Genomic DNA, 18,790 nt, shown 5'->3' with positions numbered 1-18,790 from the left:
CTATTCGGCCTTAGCTTTGGCTATTCGGCCTCAGCCTTGGCTATTCGTTCTCAGCCTTGGCGGCCCATGATGCTCAGCGCCACGGCTTCGGCAATCTTGATGCCGTCCACGCCCGCCGACAAGATTCCGCCCGCATAACCGGCGCCTTCGCCGGCCGGGAACAATCCCTTGGTATTCAGGCTTTGCAGCGTGTCGTTGTCGCGCTTGATGCGCACGGGCGACGACGTGCGCGTTTCCACGCCGGTCAGCACGGCGTCGTGCATGCCGAAGCCCTTGATGGTCTTGTCGAACGCGGGCAGCGCTTCGCGGATGGCCGTGATGGCAAAGTCGGGTAGCGCGGTGGCCAGGTCGGTCAGGTGCACGCCGGGCGTGTACGACGGCAGCACGGACCCGAATTCCGTGGACGCCTTGCCCGCGATGAAGTCGCCCACCAACTGGCCGGGCGCGCTGTACGTTTCGCCGCCCAGCACAAAGGCCTGCGATTCCCACTTGCGCTGGAAGTCCACGCCGGCCAGCACGTGTTCCGGGTAGTCTTCTTCGGGCGAAATCCCGACCACGATGCCGGCGTTGGCATTGCGTTCATTGCGCGAATACTGGCTCATGCCGTTGGTGACGACGCGGTTCGGCTCCGACGTGGCGGCCACCACCGTGCCGCCCGGGCACATGCAAAAGCTATAGACCGACCGCCCGTTGCTGGCGTGATGCACCAGCTTGTAATCGGCCGCGCCCAGGATGGGGTGGCCGGCGCTGGGGCCAAAGCGCGCCTTGTCGATCAGCGACTGCGGGTGTTCGATACGGAAGCCGATCGAGAAAGGCTTGGCTTCCATGAACACGCCTTGCTCATGCAGCATCTGGAACGTGTCGCGCGCGCTGTGGCCGATGGCCAGCACCACGTGGTCGGCTTCGATGTGCTCGCCACCGGCCAGCGTGACGCCGGTGACCTGGCCGTTTTCGCGATGCAGCGTTTCCACCTTGCTGGAAAAGCGCACTTCGCCGCCCAGCTTCGTGATGGTGTCGCGCATGACTTCCACCATGCCCACCAGCCGGAACGTGCCGATGTGCGGCTTGCTGACGTACAGGATTTCTTCCGGTGCGCCGGCCAGCACGAATTCCTTCAGGACTTTTTCGCCGTAGTGCTTGGGGTCTTTGATCTGGCTGTACAGCTTGCCATCCGAAAACGTGCCCGCGCCGCCTTCGCCGAACTGCACGTTGGACTCGGGGTTCAAGATGCGCTTGCGCCACAGGCCCCAGGTGTCCTTGGTGCGTTCCCGCACCGCCTTGCCGCGTTCCAGAATGATGGGCTTGAACCCCATCTGCGCCAGCACCAGGCCGGCGAACAGGCCACAGGGGCCGGTGCCGATGACGATGGGGCGCTTGGTCAGCGTGGCGGGCGCCTGGGCGACGAATTTGTATTCGGTGTCGGGCGTAGGCTTGACGTGGCGGTCGTCATGAAAGCGGGCAAGCAGCGCGGCCTCGTTTTCCACGTCGATATCCAGCGTGTAGGTCAGCAGGATATTGTGCTTTTTGCGCGCGTCGTAACTGCGCAAAAAAATGGTGAAACCGTGCAGGTCGCTGGCCGGTATGCCCAGTTTCTTGAGAATCGCGGCGGGCAATTCCTCGGGCGTGTGGTTCAACGGCAGCTTGATTTCGGTCAGTCGCAACATGCTTCGGGTCCAGAAGGTGGGCGATCACAACGTCGCCAAACGCGGGATTGTACTGGAGCGCGGAGCAGGCGGAACGGCACCAGAAAAGCGTGCATCGAGACGGCTGCTGCGTCGTTTCAGGAGCGGATGACGTCGGGTCCGAACATCAAGAACTCCACACGTCTTGTAACATGTGGGCTGCGTGATGATTATTAGAACGAATAACGACAGGTCCGATGACCGGCACAAGGAATCCAGGTTTGATGACTCAGGAAAGCACGGTCCGATACTGGCACGCGGTAGAACTGCTGCAACCCCAGGCAGCGCCAAAGCTTGAAAAGCGCGATAGTCCCTACCATCCATTCCTCTACGACACCGAGATGGAAACGCTTGTCCCGCCCTGGGCGGACGATAGCCAGCTTAAAAGACAGTCGATTCCGGCAAAGCGGGTGTGGAGCCATACCCTCTACGCACATCTGTACGACAGCCAAGATGTCGCCGAGAAGCTTAAGCAGCTTTATGGGGCTGACCAAGGATATCGAGACGAGCAAAGGCGCCGCGAGTCTGCCCTTTTTGCAATGAAGTTCACGGCCGATGGGATGATGGTGCCGGACAGCCTTGTGCTTTCCAGCGAGGCTTGGTTCCTGGGGCGTGCGCTGTCCGGGCAGGACTGGACACGGGGTTTTGAGCGCGATCAGGACTTCCTGCGTGAACAAATCAAGGCGCGGATGGGAGGGCAAATCAGTGCGGACGTGCTCCGTGAATTGATCCACGAAGTGCGGCGCTTTCTAGGGGTCGAGGAGTTCTTTGGAGATGCGGGCCGTCGACGCCTGCGTTTTCGGTGCGCACCAATCAAAGAGGATAAAGCGGAGCAAGAAGACGACCCGCTGAATAGTTTTTTTCTGTCTGATCTAGCTGACGTTGCAGACAGCCTGCAATCCGGCGTCACAAGCGAACCCCTGCACCAGTATCTGCGTCGCCATGATCCCGCGCAGCGCCTGCACGTGGACGACGACACAGCGTCCCTGCCTCTTATCGAGCGCTTGGCGCCGAACAACTTTGCCAGTGGCTGCTGGCCTGCCGAGAAGCATCTGGGGTTGGTCCATTCCCAGCAGTTGGCCGTCAATACCATTCTGAATACGTTGGGGGATGGCGAGGGACTGCTGGGGGTCAACGGCCCGCCCGGCACCGGCAAGACTACGCTGCTGCGCGACTTGATCGCGGCAATCGTCACCCAACGCGCCGATGTCCTGGCGACGCTGCCGCGCGCCTCTGACGCCTTTGTTAAGAATGGCAGGGAATCGGCAAGCGACGGTGCAAAATCCCAACACTGCCATCCGCTCAGGCCCGTGCTATACGGTTTCGAGATCGTGATTGCGTCGTCCAATAACGGCGCGGTCGAAAACGTGACACTTGAGTTGCCGCAGCGCGACAAGATCGACGAGAGCTGGTTACCCGAAGCCGACTACTTTGGCGAGCTCGGAGAATTGGTTAGCGGCAAACCCGCATGGGGCTTGATTTCCGCCGCGCTGGGAAGCAAGACCAGGCGCAAGGTATTTGTCGATAGATATTTCTATGGCGTGGTCCCAGCTCGTAAGAACACTAAATCTCAGCCCAAGGACGAGTCCGACGAGTCCAGCGAATCCGACGTCGCCGCAGACATGGTCGATACCGATGACGGCGCGGGTGCGCAGGGGCAAGAAGTGCCCCAGGGTTTTCTGGACTGGCTGGGAACGTATGCGGACGTATCGCGAACTGCCGAGCAACGTCGCGAAATCTGGACGCAAGCTGTTTCGGCATACCTGGCGGCAAAGCGCCGGGTGGCCGACCTTACCGCCGCATCAGCCGGTATTCAGGAGCGCATCAAGGCGCTTACGACGGTCCGTGGCGCGGCGCTGGCGGAATCCCAGGCGTTGTCCAGCGCCGAAGAGCGCATTGCCACCGTCATTGCAGAGTCCTCGCGTTTGGATGCCGGCGATCTGAAATCCGCGCACCAGGCACTGTCAATCTCGCTGGACGCGTTGCGCAAACACACTGAGGCCAAACCCGGCTTGTGGGAAAACCTGATCAGCCTTTGGGGCGCTCAGCGCAAATGGAATGCTGGCGGCGCGCTGCTGGCTGAACGCCACGCGTTGTCGCATGCCGAATTCGAACGTCTCAGGCGCACCGTCGAGCGATTGGAGGCTGAGCGCAAGGACCTGGAGAAACAGCGGCTTGCCCGACTGCGCGAGTTGCAGCAGTTGCAAGAGAAGGCCCGGGCGCACGAAACGCAGATCAGGGCGGTAGCGCAAGCCGGCAAAGCCCAACACTTGCTGGACTGGCTGAAGACGGGGGCGATCGGCCGTGGCGATGCCATCGAGCTGGCCGAACCATGGGCAATCGAAGGCCTGCGCGAGGCACGCGCTGCGGTATTTATCGAAGCGCTCAAACTGCATCGCTGTTTCTTCGAACTCGAAGCCAAGCGAGTGCGCTCGAATCTGTTCTTTGTCAACAGCATGCTGACAGGCAACCGGTTTCGCGCCGTCTCGCGCCATGCCATACGGTCGGCCTGGGCATCGCTATTCATGGTGGTACCGGTGTTGAGCAGCACCTTTGCGTCTTTCGCGCGCTCGTTCGGATCCTTGGGCGTGGGAGAGATCGGCTGGCTTTTCGTGGATGAGGCCGGGCAGGCTCCTCCCCAGGCTGCCGTGGGCGCACTTTGGCGTGCTCGTCGAGCCGTGCTGGTGGGTGATCCCCTACAGCTCAAGCCCATCATCACCGTGTCCGACGCCGTGCTCGAACACATGAGGACGCGTTACCAGGTTGATGACTATTGGATGCCGACACGGCGTTCGGCCCAGGCGCTTGCCGATCAGGCGACACGATGGGGACGAATGATCGGACCCAGCGACGCTAAAAAGTGGGTGGGTTTGCCGTTGGTCGTGCACCGCCGATGCGATAGGCCGATGTATACGCTGGCGAATCGAAACGCCTACGGCGGCGTCATGGTGTATGGAACGCTGGCGCCGGTGCCAGCCAAGGAAACCAAGGCCAGCCTGGCGACCGGATGGCTTCACGCCGAGGGGCCGTCCTCTGGCAACTGGGTGCCCGCCGAAGGCCGGGCACTGCTTGAGCTGCTGGCCGCCCTTGCGGCGGACGGTGTAGCCGCCACCGATATCGCAGTGATCACACCATTTCAGGCAGTGCGTCAGCAGTTGGGGCAATTATTACCAAGCGGCATGGTGCGCGGCACGATACACACGATGCAGGGGAAGGAGGCCCCCGTCGTCATCATGGTGCTGGGTGGCAATTCGGCTAGCCCCGGTGCGCGCAATTGGGCGGTCTCGGAACCCAATCTTTTGAATGTTGCCGCCACCCGAGCCAAGCGCCGGTTCTATGTGATCGGTGATATCAATGACTGGAAACATCGGAAGCTATTTTGCGATGTCATGGACTTGTTGCCGGCCCAGCAACTCCCTGTTCCGGCGCTCGCTCAATAGCGGGAGCGACGTGCGGCCATCAAGCGGTGGCGCTGCCACCGCGCCACCACATTGTCCCCAGCTCCGGGGTCTCTATCGCCACCCGTTCCCCCATGACCGGCGTCGTCAGCGCGACGCCTTTGGCCGCTGCCAGCGCGGCAATGCGTTCAAACGGGTCTTCCCATGGGTGCAGCGCCAGATCGAATGTGCCGTTATGAATGGGCAGCAACCATCGGCCGCGCAGGTCCAGGTGGGCTTGCAGGGTTTCTTCGGGCTGCATGTGTACGAAGGCCCAGCGCTTGTCATAGGCGCCGGTTTCCATCAGCGTCAGGTCGAAAGGGCCGTAGGTGTCGCCGATGGTTTTGAAGCCGTCGAAGTAGCCGCTGTCGCCGCTGAAGAAGACGCGCAGGTCGGCGTCCTGGATGACCCACGAGGCCCACAGGCTGCGGTCGGAGTCGGTCAGGCCGCGTCCCGAAAAGTGCTGGGCCGGCGTGGCGGTTAGCCGAAGGCCGTCGACGTCGGTGGATTGCCACCAGTCCAGTTGTTCGACGCGCGCCGGGTCCACGCCCCAGGCGATCAGCTGGTCGCCCACGCCCAAGGGGGTGATGAAGCGGGCGGTCTTGACGGCCAGCTTGTCGATGGCGGCGCGGTCCAGGTGGTCGTAGTGGTTGTGCGACAGGATCACGCCGGCAATGGGCGGCAGGTCTTCGATGGAAATGGGCGGGGCGTGAAAGCGCGCGGGGCCGGCCCATTGCACGGGCGAGGCGCGCTTGGAGAACACCGGGTCGGTCAGCCAGAAGCGGCCGCGCAGTTTCAAGAGGATGGTGGAGTGGCCCAGGCGGTACAGGCTGCGGTCGGGCGCGGCTTGCAGGTCGGCCAGGGTGAGGGGGCGCACGGGAATGGCTTGCTCGGGGACCGTGCCACGGGGCTTGGCGAAGAAGAACGTCCACATCAGTTTCACGCCTTGCCAGAAGCCCAGCGAGGGGCGCGGCAAGGGGTTTCTAAAACGGCCCTCGTGGTGTTGGGGCGACTGCGGATAGCGGGGCTGGCAGTGGGGCAGGAGGTGAGGGCGGTCACGGCGGGTTCCAGGGGGCAAAAAATTACACTGCGCAGTGTAGTTTTGTTTTTCTGAAAAGTACACCGATCAGTGTAAAATTTTTCGCACTCCCATCCGCGCATTCCATCCGCGTATTCCGTGCGCATATTCCACCCCTCAAAAAGCCGAGCCTGTTCATGTCCAGCCCCCCGACCCGCCTCACTGACCGCAAACGCCAAGCCATCGTGCGCGCGGCGGTGGAAGAGTTTCGGTCGGCCGGGTTTGAGGCCACCAGCATGGACCGCATCGCGGCGGCGGCGGGGGTTTCCAAGCGCACCGTCTACAACCATTTCCCCAGCAAGGAAACGCTGTTCTCGCTGATTCTTGAAGAGCTCTGGGCCACCAGTGCGGACAGCGTTTCGCTGGCCTATCAGCCCGACGTGGCGCTGGATCAGCAGTTGCGGCAGCTGCTGATGCAAAAGCTGGACCTGCTGGCGGACCCCAACTTCATCGATCTGGCGCGCGTGGCCATGGCCGAAATCATCCATTCCCCCGAACGCGCCCAGGCCATCGTGTGCCGCATGGGCGAAAAAGAGGGCGGCGAAACGGCGTGGATACGCGCGGCGATCCAGGACGGGCGGCTAATGGACGTGGACCCCGAGTTCGCCGGCCACCAGTTGCAGGGGCTGGTCAAGAGCTTTGCGTTCTGGCCGCAAGTCACGCTGGGGCAACCGCCATTGAGCGCCACCGAGCGTAAGCGCGTGGCGGATTCGGCGGTGGAGATGTTCCTGGGGTGCTACGCGCGGCGCGGATGACAGGGCGCATAGGGTTGCTGCAATCCGATGGCGCAGCCTTGCGCAAGCGCGTGCCTTACATTATGGTAAGGCGCACTTCCGAGGAGCTAGCCAATGCCTTCCGCCACCGTGACTTCCAAGGGCCAGATCACCATTCCGGTCGATGTACGGAACCGTCTGGGCTTGTCGACTGGCGACAGAATCGAGTTTGTTCTAAACGAGGCAAGCGGCCGTTACGAAATGGTGCCGGCAACGTACTCGGTTACGGCGCTCAAAGGCATCATCGCGAAACCACGCAAACCCGTCACGATTCAAGAGATGAACGACGCGATCGCCGAGCAGGGCAAGTCAGCGCGATGATTGGCCTGGATACCAATGCGAGACGGTATGGAAGGCAGTGCGTTTGTACGCCGCCTCCACAGCGGATTTTGCCGATTGTCTGATCGAGCGCACGGGGCACGAGGCGCTGTGTGAATACACGGCGACGTTTGACGTGAAGGCGGCAAAAGCCACCGGCATGCGCCTGATCAAATAGTCCGTGCGTGATGCATTGGCGGACGCAAAGCACTCGTGTCGTGTCGCGCGACGGCAATCGCCCTAAAACACATTCAACGCCCGCGCCACCCAAAGCGCCAAGCCCACGGCGATGCCGATTAAAAGCGCGCGCCGCAGGCCGCCGCTTTTGGGCACGGCGCCGGGGGACGCCGCGGGGTCCATCTCGACGCGCGCGCCCTGCGCGGCGGCAGTGCTTGGGGGCCTGCCGGTGTCAGCGGCGTCCGGCACGTCAGCCACCGGCGCAGACGTTGCCGCTATCGCACCCGCGCCATCACCGTCCGTCTCAATCGTGAACGCGGGTTTGCCAGTGCGCGCAACGTGATCACCAGGCATATCTTCAATCTGCACCCCGGCATTTTTCAGCATGTCCCACAGGCCTTTCATGCCTTCGCCGTCGCGCAGCGCCTCGATGCGTTCGCGGGTGGCGCGCGGGACTTCGTCCAGGCTGTCGTAGTGCCGGCCGTTGACGGTGACCGCGCCGTTGTCGATATCGACCTTGAAGGCTTCGCCGTTTTCCGTGCCGGCGTAGCTCCATTTTTCTTGAACGCTGACGCTGCCCGGCGCGCCGCCCAACAGTTCTTCGATGCTTGCCTGCTGCTCGGGCGTCAAGTTCGTTGTGGAACTCCAGCTGCGCGTTGTCGTCGAACTTTTCCAGATCTTGGTCTTGTCGTTCATGCCTGCCATCCGTGGTGTTCCATGCGCGGAATATACAGAATCCGTTCACCCAGTTGTCAGAAAAGCCCGCATTTTCGGACTTCTTACTTTGTCCTTAAAGAAAAAGTCTTTTCCATGTCAAGAATTTTGATCTGATCCGCTCCAATGAGCAGATCAGATGCCTGAATAGGCGCATAATGCAGCACCTTCTCTTGCGTCCCCCATGAAGAGAAGGTTCAGCTTGTTTCTGTAAGTACAGAGCGTGTTGTCACTAGCTCGGCAGTTCGTGTTTCCAGGGTTCATGTTCGGTAGCGCGCTAGGACAACTTGGAAAATTCACGGAGATGTCTATGACAGATGATGCAAAGCCGCGTCGTCGGTTTCTTCAGGCGTTGGCTATCGTGCCGGCGTCGACATTGGCGGTAGGTGCACTGACCACCGGCTGTACCAACGCTGCGGACACCAAGACCGCCGCGCCCGCCAAGCCCTACGAGCCCACCTATTTCACCAAGCCCGAATGGGACTTCATCGTTGCCGCGGTGGATCACCTGATCCCCGCCGACCAATACGGTCCTGGCGCGATTGAAGCCGGTGTGCCCGAATTCATCGACCGTCAAATGGAAACGCCGTTCGGCCACGGCAAGCTCTGGTACATGCAGGGCCCGTTCCACACCGACCAGGTGCCTGAACTGGGCTATCAGCTGAACCAAAACCCGCGCGAGGTCTATCGCCACGGCATCGAAGCCTGCAATGCCTGGTGCGTGAAAACGCACGGCAAGGTGTATGCCGAGCTGGACAAGGCCTTGCAGGAACAGATCCTGAAAGACCTGCAAGGCAACAAGATCAAGCTGGAAACCGTTCCCGCATCGACCTTCTTCAGCTTCCTGCTTTCCAACACCAAAGAAGGCTTCTTTGCCGACCCGATCTACGGCGGCAACAAGAACATGGTGGGCTGGAAGATGGTGGGCTTTCCCGGCGCGCGCGCCGACTACATGGACTGGGCCGACCAGCCCAACGTCAAGTACCCCTATGGCCCCGTGTCGATTTCTGGGGAAAAGGGGTAATCAATCATGGCAATCAAGAAAGACAAAGTTGATGCGGTCCTGGTCGGGTTCGGCTGGACCGGCGCGATCCTGGGCCAAGAGCTGACCGAAGCCGGCCTGCACGTGCTGGCGCTGGAACGCGGCGGCATGCAGGACACCCCCAAGGACGCCGAATACCCCAAGGTGATCGACGAGCTGGCCTATTCGGTGCGTGGCAAGCTGTTCCAGGACCTGTCGAAAGAAACCGTGACCATCCGCCACGGCGTGGATGACGTAGCCGTGCCGTATCGGCAAAATGGTTCGTTCCTGCTGGGCACTGGCGTGGGCGGCGCGGGCTTCCACTGGAACGGCATGCACTACCGCGTGCTGCCCGAAGAACTGGAACTGCGCACGCGCTACGAAACGCGCTACGGCAAGAACTTCATCCCGGAAGGCATGACCATCCAGGACTTCGGCGTGACCTACGACGAACTGGAACCATACTTCTCCAAGTTCGAATACGTGTGCGGCACGTCGGGCAAGGCCGGCAACCTGAACGGCAAGATCGTGGAAGGCGGCAATCCGCTGGAAGGCAAGCGCAGCAAGGAATTTCCGCTGCCCCCGCTGACCACCACCTACGGCGCGCAGTTGTTTGAAAAGGCCGCGCGCGAAGTGGGCTTCAACCCGTATCCCGCGCCTGCCGCGAACGCGTCCGGCCCGTACACCAACCCGTACGGCGTGCGCCTGGGCCCCTGTAATTTTTGCGGCTTCTGCGAAAACTACGGCTGCTACATGTATTCCAAGGCATCGCCGCAGACGACGATTCTGCCGGTGCTGCTGAAGAAGACCAACTTCGAACTGCGCACGCATTCGCAGGTCATCAAGGTCAATCTGGATTCGACCGGCAAGAAGGCCATCGGCGTGACGTATATCGACGCCCAGGGCCAAGAGATCGACCAGCCGGCCGACCTGGTGATCCTGTCGGCGTATCAAATGCACAACGTGCGTTTGCTGCTGCTGTCGGGTATCGGCAAGCCGTATGACCCCAAGACCAACGAAGGCGTGGTCGGCAAGAACTACGCCTACCAGATGAACGGCGCGGTCAACGTGCTGCTGCCCAAGGGCACGCAACTGAACCCCTTCGTGGGCACGGGCGCGGGCGGCGTCGGCATGGACGACCTGAACGGCGACCAATTCGATCACGGCCCGCTGGGTTTCGTGGGCGGCGCCAGCATCCGCCACGTGCGTTACGGCGGTCGTCCGATCAAGCAGACGCCCACCACGCCGGGCACGCCGTCGTGGGGCACGGCCTGGAAGGCCGGGGTGCAAGACGCGTACCAGCGCTTCATGACGATCGGCATCTCGGGCTCGGTGATGTCGTACCGCGACGCCTATCTGTCGCTGGACCCGACGTACAAGGATGCCTTCGGCCAACCGCTGCTGCGCATGACGTTCGACTGGCACGACAACGAATTCGACATGCTGGGCTACATGGGCAAGCGCATGGAAACCGTGGCCAAGGCCATGAATCCGGAAAAGCATTTCGTGGCGGTACGCAAGAAGGGCGCGCGCTATGACACGCGTGTCTACCAAAGCACGCACAACACGGGCGGCGCGATCATGGGCTCGAACCCCAAGGAAAGCGTGGTCAACAAGTACCTGCAAAGCTGGGATGTGCCGAACGTGTTCGTGATGGGGGCCTGCGTGTTCCCGCAGAACATGGGCTACAACCCGACCGGGCTGGTGGGCGCCTTGGCCTATTGGGCCGCGCAGGCGATCCGCGATCAGTACTTGAAGAACCCCGGCCCGCTGGTCCAGGCATAAGGAGACGGAACAATGTTCAAGCAAACCATTGTTGCGGCCTTCTCGGCCCTGGTCGCCAGCGCCGCTTTCGCGGCGGACGGCACGCCGGCCTCGAACGACGCGCAGATGATCAAGCAGGGCGAATACCTGTCGCGCGCCGGCGATTGCATTGCCTGCCACACGGCTGGGGGCGGCAAGCCCTTTGCCGGCGGCCTGGGCATTGAATCGCCGCTTGGCACGATCTATTCGACCAACATCACGCCCGACAAAGAAACTGGCATCGGCAACTACACGTACGAGGACTTCGACCAGGCCGTGCGCCACGGCAAGGCCAAGGACGGCCATTCGCTGTATCCGGCCATGCCTTACACCGCGTACGCCAAGGTCACGCCCGAGGACGTGAAGGCGCTGTACGCGTACTTCATGCACGGGGTCGAGCCGGTCAAGCAGGAAAACAAGGACACGGATATTTCGTGGCCCATGTCGATGCGTTGGCCGCTGACGGTGTGGCGCTGGATGTTTGCGCCGGATGTCGTGAACGGCCCGGCCGCCAGCGACCTGAAGGGCGCGGACCGCGCGGCACTGCTGCGCGGCCAGTACCTGGTTGAAGGCCTGGGCCATTGCAGCACCTGCCACACCCCGCGCGGTTTTGCCTTGCAGGAAAAGGCGCTGAGCGACGCGGACGGCTCGGCCTTCCTGTCGGGCGGCGTGGTCGAAGGCTGGCTGGCCAAGAACCTGCGTGGCGACATGGTCGACGGCCTGGGCAGCTGGACCAAGGAAGACATCGCCGTCTTCCTGAAGTCCGGGCGCAACGGCCATTCGGCCGCGTTCGGCGGCATGGCACAGGTGGTGCAGGACAGCACGCAGCACCTGACCGATGACGACCTGAACGCCATCGCCGTGTATCTGAAGAGCTTGCCGCCGGTGAACAAGGACGCCGCCACCAAGCCCCTGGCCTATGACGAGACCGTGGCGCAAGCGCTGCGTACCGGCAAGGACAAGGGCGACGGCGCCATGGCCTTCCTGAACAACTGCGCGGCCTGCCATCGCAGCACCGGCAAGGGCTACACGGAAACGTTCCCGCAGTTGGCGCTGAGCTCGACGGTGAATTCGGCGGACCCCACGTCGCTGATCCACATCGTGCTCAAGGGCGCGCAGATGCCGGGCACGACGGCGGCCCCGACCGCCTACGCCATGCCGGGCTTTGACTGGCGCATGACCGACAAGGAAGTAGCCGACGTGGTGACCTTTGTGCGCTCCAGCTGGGGCAACAAGGGCGCGGCGGTCAGCGCGGCCGACGTAGCCAAGGTCCGCAAGGACGTCGGCGCGGCAGCGCAACCGGCGCGCTAAGGCAGTGTGGGAAGTGGCCGCTTTTCGGAGCGGCCATTGACAACAAAGCGCGCCAGGCGCACTGTTGTGCCCATGCGCCAAACCCTGAACGCGTTCGCCGTGATTATTAGCCGCCTTGTCACCAAGGTGGGTTAGCGCGCATCGGTACATCGCCACATAAACCCGCCAACCGGCGGGTTTTTCGTTGGCTCGCCAGGCATGGATTTCCCAGGAGAGCCCTGCATGACGCCGCCGTCCCCGACCCCGACCCCCGCCCAACCCCAGGCCGAAGCCGCAGCTCAAACCGAAGCTCAGGCCCGAAGCCCGTCCTTCACGCCTGCCACCCTGCATTTTCTGTGTGGCAAGATTGCCGCCGGAAAGTCCACCCTGGCCGCGCAGCTTGCCGCGCAACCCCATACGGTGCTGATCAGCGAAGATGCGTGGCTGGCGGCTTTGTATCCCGGCGAGATCCTGGGCATCGCGGATTACGCCCGCTGCGCGGATAGGCTGCGCAACGCCATGGGTAGCCATGTGGCGGCATTGGTAGGGGCAGGGGTATCCGTGGTGCTGGACTTTCCGGCCAATACGCTGGCGGGCAGGCAATGGCTGCTGGACGTGGCGCGGCAAGCGGGCTGCCCGCATCAGTTGCACTACTTGCGCGCGTCGGATGCGCTGTGCAAAGCGCGGTTGCGCGCGCGCAACGCGTCCGGTACGCATGCATTTTCCACATCGGATGCGCAGTACGACGCCATCACCGCCTATTTTGTCGAGCCCGGTCCGCAGGAAGGGCTGACCATCGTGACGCACGCGCAAGGCTGAGAACCGACGCAAGAATGTCCCGGTGCAACGCCGGGCCGCCTGCTATGATTACTGGATAAAACCCCAGCTATCCGGCCCGGCCGATGTTTCCCCCGCACCGCTACTACTATCTGCACAATTTCCTCTGCGCCCTGGCGTGGGTCGGCGAGCGCTACGCCGACCTGCTGGACGCCGACGAACGCCGTTTCCTGGCAGACTTCCACGCCTTGCCGCAAGCCTCGCAGGCGTTGATGGCGCGCATGCTGATGCGCCGTGGGCCTTGGTTTCGGGCCAGCCGGCTGGTATACGAGGAAATCGGCAACGCCGTCGATGCCGCCGGGCCGCTTGCCGCGCTGGGCTGGCTGGATGCCGCAGCGCCGATGACGCTGGATGAATTGTTCGATCTGCATACCAAGCCCGAGCTTTGCCGGCTGTTTTTCGGCGCAAGTTCGGGCTCAAAGTCGGGCTCAAATCCGGGATCAAATCCGGAATCGAATCCGGAATCGAATCCGGGCTCAAATTCGGGCTCAAATTCGGGATCGAATCCGGGCTCAAATTCGGAATCAAATTGCGGCCCAAGCACAGGCCCGCATCACTTCGCCAGCCTCAGACCCAGCGCGCGCAAAGCCGATCTGCTGATCGCGCTGCGTGCCGTGCACGCCGCGCCCCGGCCTTATGCCGAATGGAACCCCGCTGCGCAAGAACCCGTCTGGCGCGTCATGGTCGGCGACTTTTGCGAACGCTTGCGCCTGATGTTCTTCGGCAATCTGCACCAGGACTGGTCGGAATTCGTGTTGGCTGACCTGGGCGTCTTCCAGTATGAAGCCGTACCGTTTGATGCGTCGTCCCGCGCGTTCCAGACGCGGGCGGACGTAGACGCTTATCTGGCGTTGCACGCCTGCCGGACGGCATTGGAAGAAGGCGCGAACATGCCCGACCTGCTGGCCCGAGTACACGGCTGTGTCAGCCAGAACCCCTGGCTGGAAAAGCGCCGCGCCAAGGTGCTGCTGCGCATCGGGCAGGCATGTGAACGCGCCCGCGACTGGCCCACGGCGCAAGCCGCCTATGAGCAATGCGCGTACCCCGGCGCGCGCCATCGCCGCATCCGCGTGCACGAGCGCATGGCGCGGTATGACCAGGCGCTGACCCTGGCGCTGCAAGCGCGCGACGCACCGGAAAGCGAAGAAGAAAGCCAGCGCGTGGCGCGCATGTTGCCGCGCCTGTATCGGGCGGTGGGGCAGGGCCGGCCGGCCCGCCCACCCGTCCATGCCGTGCCGCGCACCGATCTGACGCTGCAACGGCCGCCGACGCCGGCTTCGGTTGAATTCATCACGCGCGACCACCTGCATCAAGACGACGCGCCCGTGCACTACGTGGAAAACGCGCTGCTTAATTCCCTGTTCGGCCTGCTGTGCTGGCCAGCCGTGTTCGCGCCATTGCCGGGCGCGTTCTTTCATCCGTTCCAACGCGGCCCGGCCGACCTGGACGCGCCTGATTTTTACCTGCGCCGCCAAGACCTGTTCGCCGACTGCCTGGCGCAACTGGACACGCCCGAATATCGCGACGTGATCTTGCAGCGCTACGCCGATAAAGCCGGCGTGCAATCGCCGTTTGTGTTCTGGGGCGCCTTGTCAGAAACCTTGCTGACGCTGGCGCTGGATTGCCTGCCCCCCGCGCACCTGAAACTGGTTTTCACGCGCCTGCTGCGCGACGTCAAGACCAACCGATCCGGCTTGCCGGACCTGATCCGCTTTTGGCCCGCCCAGCGCCGTTATGAACTCATCGAAGTAAAAGGCCCGGGCGACAAGCTGCAAGACAACCAGATTCGGTGGTTGCAATACTGCGTGTCGCACGGCATGCCGGTGCGCGTATGCCACGTCAGTTGGCAGGAGGGCGCGGCATGAGCTATGCCGTGGCGGTGCGCGCGCTGTGCGAATTCACGGCGCGGGCCGGCGACCTGGACTTGCGCTTTACCCCCGCGCCGACCGGCCTGGAGGGTATGGCCGGGCACGCGGTGGTGACGGGGCGGCGGGGCCCACAGTACGAGACCGAGGTGTCTTTGTCCGGCCAGCACGAGGGCCTGCTGGTGCGCGGGCGCGCCGATGGTTTTGACCCGGTCTTGAACCAGCTTGAAGAGGTCAAGACGTATCGCGGCCAGTTGGACAGCGTGCGCGACAACCACCGCGCGGTGCACTGGGCGCAGGCGCGGGTCTATGGGCATCTGCTGTGTGAATCGCGCGGGCTGGAGCAGGTGCGCGTGGCGCTGGTGTACTTCAACGTGGTTACCGAAGAAGAAACGGTGCTGACCGAAACGCATGACGCCGCCGCGTTGCGCGCGTTCTTCCAGGAACAGTGCAACCGTTTCCTGGCGTGGGCCAAGACCGAACTGGCGCATCGGCAGGCCCGCGACGCGGCGCTGGAAAAACTGGCGTTTCCCCATGGCGAATTCCGTGCCGGGCAGCGCGACCTGGCCGTGGCCGTGTACCGCACCGCGCGCGACGGCCGTTGCCTGATGGCGCAGGCGCCCACCGGTATCGGCAAGACGCTTGGCACGATTTTCCCGTTGCTCAAAGCCAGCCCCGGCACCGGTCTGGACAAGATTTTCTTCCTGGCGGCCAAGGGCTCGGGCAGGGCGCTGGCCGTTCAAGCGCTGGACACCGTCAACGCGCAACCCGCCGCGCCCGGCCTGCGCGTGCTGGATCTGCAAGCGCGCGACAAGACCTGCGAGCATCCGGATTTGGCGTGCCACGGGGATTCCTGCCCCTTGGCGCAAGGCTTCTATGACCGCCTGCCCCAAGCGCGCGAGGCGGCGGTGCAGCACGCACGGCTGGATGCGCCCACGGTGCGAGCCGTTGCCCGGGATCACCACGTTTGTCCGTATTACCTGTCGCAAGAGTTGATCCGCTGGAGCGATGTGGTGGTGGGCGACTACAACTATTGCTACGACGCGTCGGCCATGTTGTACGCCATGACGCAGGCCTATCAATGGAAAGTGGCGGTGCTGGTGGACGAGGCGCACAACCTGGTCGACCGGGCGCGTCGCATGTACACGGGCGAGCTGGATCAGGCGTCGCTGTCGGCGGCGCGTTATGCCGCGCCCAAGGAATTGAAAAAGCCGCTGGATGGCTTGCAGCGGTCCTGGAATGCGCTGAACAAGAAGCAGGCGGAACGCTATCAGGCGTACGACGCGGTGGCGGCCGGTGTGCTGTCGGCGGTGCAGAAAGCGGTGGGCGCCATCATGGAATACATGGGCCAAACCCCCTTGCCGCAAGACGACCCGGTGTTGACCTTTTACTTCCAGGCGCTGCAATTCATGCGACTGGCGGAACAGTTCGGTTCGCACGCCTTGTTCGACGTGACGCTGTCTGACGTGGGCGTGGCCAGCGCCAAGACCCGGCCGTCGACCCTGTGCGTGCGCAACGTGATACCCGCCCCGTATCTGGCGGCGCGCTACGCCGCGGCGCATGCCACGGTGCTGTTTTCCGGCACGTTAAGCCCGCAGCAGTTCTATCGCGACACGCTGGGCTTGCCGCGCGACACGCCCTGGATCGACGTGGCCGCGCCGTTCCAGGCCGAACAGTTGGCGGTGCGGGTGGTGGGCAACGTGTCCACCCGCTATCGCGACCGCGAGCGCTCGCTGGCGCCCATCGTCGACCTGATCGCCACGCAGTACGCCGAACGACCGGGCAATTACCTGGGCTTTCTCAGCAGTTTTGACTATTTGCGGCAGGTGTCCGACCTGATGCGCGAGCGCCATCCTGCGGTGCCGATCTGGTTGCAGACGCCCGGCATGGACGAAGCGGGCCGGGCGGCCTTCCTGGCGCGCTTCACCGAAACGGGGCAGGGCGTGGGTTTTGCGGTGCTGGGCGGCGCGTTCTCGGAAGGGGTGGACCTGCCGGGCAAGCGGCTGATCGGCGCGTTCATCGCCACGCTGGGCTTGCCGCAGGTCAACCCCGTGAACGAAAACATGAAGCGGGCAATGGACCAGCGCTACGGCGAGGAAAACGGCTACGACTACACCTACCTGTATCCCGGGATGCAAAAGGTGGTGCAGGCGGCCGGCCGCGTTATCCGCACCGAAAACGATGTGGGCACGGTCCACCTGATCGACGACCGCTACCGCCGCGCGAAGGTGCGCGGCCTGCTGCCTAGCTGGTGGCGGGTGGACTGAGCGGCGCGGCAACCGGATCACGACGGCCCAGCAGCAGCGTTATCGCCAGCGCGGTCAGCACCGCGATGACGGCCAGGGCATGCAAAACGTGGCGAAACGCGTTGTCATAGGCGTGATGCAGCAGCGGCAGGGCATCGGTCAGGGATGCCGGCAGCCGCGCCGCCGCGTCGTCCAACTGCCCCAGCGCCGCGCGGTTGGCGGCTGCGGCCAAGGCCTGCGCCTCGGGCATCGCCGCCGTCAACTGCGTCTGGATCAGCAACGCCAGCAGCGCGCCGACCACGGCGATGGCCACGCCGTCCGCCGACACGCGCACCGTATTGAAAATGCCGGTCGCCATGCCGACGTTGCGGGCGTCGACCACGCTGACCGCCATTGCGTCCATCAACCCCCACGGCAAACCGATGCCACATCCGATCAACAGCATCGGCATCCAGAGCGCCGCCGTGCCGGTGTCCAGGATGCCGGCCAGCCACACCAAACCCGCCGCCACCGCCAACAAACCCAGCGCCGACAGCACGCCCGGCCGGAACCAGCGTGTCAGCAACGCGGCCACGAAAGGCACGACCAGCAAAGGCGCTGCCAGGCCGATCATCAGTTGCCCTGCTTGCAGCGCGCTATGGCCGTCGATGCCGATAAAGCGGCCGGGCAGCAGCGCGACCAGCACAATGAACAGGAACGCGGGGGATGCCGCCAGCACCTGCACGCCGACAAAGCGCGGGCTGCGGAACAGGCGCAAGTCCAGCATGGGCCGAGCTACCCGCCGTTCAATCCGCACGAAGGCCACGGCCAGCAGCACGGACGCCAGCAGCGCGGCCAGGACGTGCGTGTCCGTCCAGCCCGCTTCGGGCGCCAGCAGGATGCCGTAGGTGAACAGCCCCAGCGCGCCGGTAAAACTGATGGCGCCCGGCCAGTCGAGCCGGCCTTGCACGGCGCGCGCCGTGGGGCGCACGCTGACGGCGACCATGGCGGCGCCCAACACGCCCACTGCACCGGTAGCCAGGAACACCCACTGCCAACCGGCCGCGTCCACCATCCAGCCGGCGGCCAGTGGCCCGAACGACAGGCCCACGCCAAACGTGGTGCCCAGCAGGCTGAACGCGCGGGTGCGCGCCACGCCGTGGAAAAGCGGCGCCAGCGACGACATGGCGGCGGCGAAAGCGGCCGCGCCACCCACGCCCTGCATCAGGCGCAGCAAGTTGATCCAGCCCGTTGTCGGCACGAAGGCAATGGCGAAGGTCGTGACGCAAAAGCCCACCAGGCCCAGCAGCCATACGCGTCGCGGCCCGTACAGGTCGGTCAGGCTGCCCGACACCATGATGACGCTGCCGTACGCCAGGATGTAGCCGTTCAAGATCCAATTCAGTTGTACGGGCGTGCCGCCCAGGTCGTGACTGATGGACGGCAGCACCACGGCGGGGCCAGTAAAGCACAGCGGAATCAACAATGCGGTCAGGCAGGCCGACAGCAATTGCAGCCAGCGGCGGTAAGGGGGTAAATGGTCGTGGGTAGGCATGGAACGCGCCAGGGA

General features: G+C 63.5%; 13 protein-coding genes and 1 pseudogene. 10 read left to right on the top strand and 4 right to left on the bottom strand.

The annotated features are described in order from the left end of the window. Nucleotides 1–50: 50 nt before the first annotated feature. On the bottom strand, nucleotides 51–1,664 hold the full coding sequence (locus YH64_RS18085) for an NAD(P)/FAD-dependent oxidoreductase (RefSeq protein ID WP_046805880.1): 1,614 nt from the start codon (nucleotides 1,662–1,664) through the stop codon (nucleotides 51–53). A 242-nt stretch (nucleotides 1,665–1,906) separates the two neighbouring features. Between YH64_RS18085 and YH64_RS18080 the strand changes: the two genes are divergently transcribed. After that, nucleotides 1,907–5,122, top strand: coding sequence for an AAA domain-containing protein (locus YH64_RS18080; RefSeq protein WP_046805925.1), 3,216 nt, complete (start codon nucleotides 1,907–1,909; stop codon nucleotides 5,120–5,122). Nucleotides 5,123–5,141: 19 nt separating this feature from the next. Here the strand turns inward: YH64_RS18080 and YH64_RS18075 are convergent, their stop codons facing one another. Next, nucleotides 5,142–6,161 carry an MBL fold metallo-hydrolase gene (locus tag YH64_RS18075; RefSeq protein WP_046805926.1) on the bottom strand — a complete coding sequence of 340 codons (1,020 nt, stop codon included), beginning with the start codon at nucleotides 6,159–6,161 and terminating at the stop codon, nucleotides 5,142–5,144. A 173-nt stretch (nucleotides 6,162–6,334) separates the two neighbouring features. Here YH64_RS18075 and YH64_RS18070 point away from each other — a divergent pair, with 173 nt between their 5' ends. The 3 genes and pseudogenes from YH64_RS18070 to YH64_RS18060 form a co-directional block, all read left to right on the top strand. Continuing rightward, the gene (locus YH64_RS18070) at nucleotides 6,335–6,952 is read left to right on the top strand and encodes a TetR/AcrR family transcriptional regulator (RefSeq protein WP_046805881.1); all 618 of its coding nucleotides are present in this window, start codon (nucleotides 6,335–6,337) and stop codon (nucleotides 6,950–6,952) included. Nucleotides 6,953–7,045: 93 nt separating this feature from the next. Beyond that, the gene (locus YH64_RS18065; protein WP_046805882.1) at nucleotides 7,046–7,291 is read left to right on the top strand and encodes an AbrB/MazE/SpoVT family DNA-binding domain-containing protein; all 246 of its coding nucleotides are present in this window, start codon (nucleotides 7,046–7,048) and stop codon (nucleotides 7,289–7,291) included. A gap of 19 nt (nucleotides 7,292–7,310) precedes the next feature. After that, nucleotides 7,311–7,466: pseudogene (locus YH64_RS18060) on the top strand (VapC toxin family PIN domain ribonuclease); the annotation flags it as partial. Between the two features lie 62 nt (nucleotides 7,467–7,528). Here YH64_RS18060 and YH64_RS18055 read toward each other — a convergent pair. Continuing rightward, nucleotides 7,529–8,161: a hypothetical protein gene (locus YH64_RS18055; protein WP_046805928.1), complete on the bottom strand. Its 633-nt coding sequence runs from the start codon at nucleotides 8,159–8,161 to the stop codon at nucleotides 7,529–7,531. 328 nt (nucleotides 8,162–8,489) lie between these two features. On the opposite strand from YH64_RS18055, the gene YH64_RS18050 reads away from it, so the two are divergent. From YH64_RS18050 to YH64_RS18020, 6 genes are all read left to right on the top strand, one after another. Continuing rightward, nucleotides 8,490–9,203, top strand: a complete 714-nt coding sequence (locus tag YH64_RS18050; protein ID WP_046805883.1) for a gluconate 2-dehydrogenase subunit 3 family protein — start codon at nucleotides 8,490–8,492, stop codon at nucleotides 9,201–9,203. A 6-nt stretch (nucleotides 9,204–9,209) separates the two neighbouring features. Next, nucleotides 9,210–10,985, top strand: coding sequence for a GMC family oxidoreductase (locus tag YH64_RS18045; RefSeq protein ID WP_046805884.1), 1,776 nt, complete (start codon nucleotides 9,210–9,212; stop codon nucleotides 10,983–10,985). 12 nt (nucleotides 10,986–10,997) lie between these two features. Next, nucleotides 10,998–12,314 (top strand): cytochrome c, encoded by a 1,317-nt coding sequence (locus YH64_RS18040; protein WP_046805885.1) that lies wholly within the window; start codon nucleotides 10,998–11,000, stop codon nucleotides 12,312–12,314. A 222-nt stretch (nucleotides 12,315–12,536) separates the two neighbouring features. Beyond that, nucleotides 12,537–13,112: an ATP-binding protein gene (locus tag YH64_RS18035; protein ID WP_082134545.1), complete on the top strand. Its 576-nt coding sequence runs from the start codon at nucleotides 12,537–12,539 to the stop codon at nucleotides 13,110–13,112. Between the two features lie 83 nt (nucleotides 13,113–13,195). Next, a complete protein-coding gene (locus tag YH64_RS18025; RefSeq protein ID WP_046805886.1) occupies nucleotides 13,196–14,995 on the top strand; it encodes a VRR-NUC domain-containing protein in 1,800 nt (599 codons plus the stop codon). Beyond that, a complete protein-coding gene (locus YH64_RS18020; protein WP_046805887.1) occupies nucleotides 14,992–17,262 on the top strand; it encodes an ATP-dependent DNA helicase in 2,271 nt (756 codons plus the stop codon). Before YH64_RS18025 ends, YH64_RS18020 begins: the two co-directional genes overlap by 4 nt. Here the strand turns inward: YH64_RS18020 and YH64_RS18015 are convergent. Continuing rightward, complete coding sequence (locus YH64_RS18015; protein ID WP_046805888.1) at nucleotides 17,240–18,775, bottom strand: MFS transporter; 1,536 nt, start codon at nucleotides 18,773–18,775, stop codon at nucleotides 17,240–17,242. The two genes, YH64_RS18020 and YH64_RS18015, sit on opposite strands and share 23 nt — an antisense overlap. Between the last annotated feature and the right edge of the window lie 15 nt (nucleotides 18,776–18,790).

The sequence above is a fragment of the Achromobacter sp. LC458 genome, from assembly GCF_001005835.2.
GTDB classification, from domain to species: Bacteria; Pseudomonadota; Gammaproteobacteria; order Burkholderiales; family Burkholderiaceae_B; genus Achromobacter; species Achromobacter spanius_B.
The sequence above is the reverse complement of the archived record's forward strand: the minus strand, read 5'-3'. Positions and strand labels throughout refer to the sequence as shown.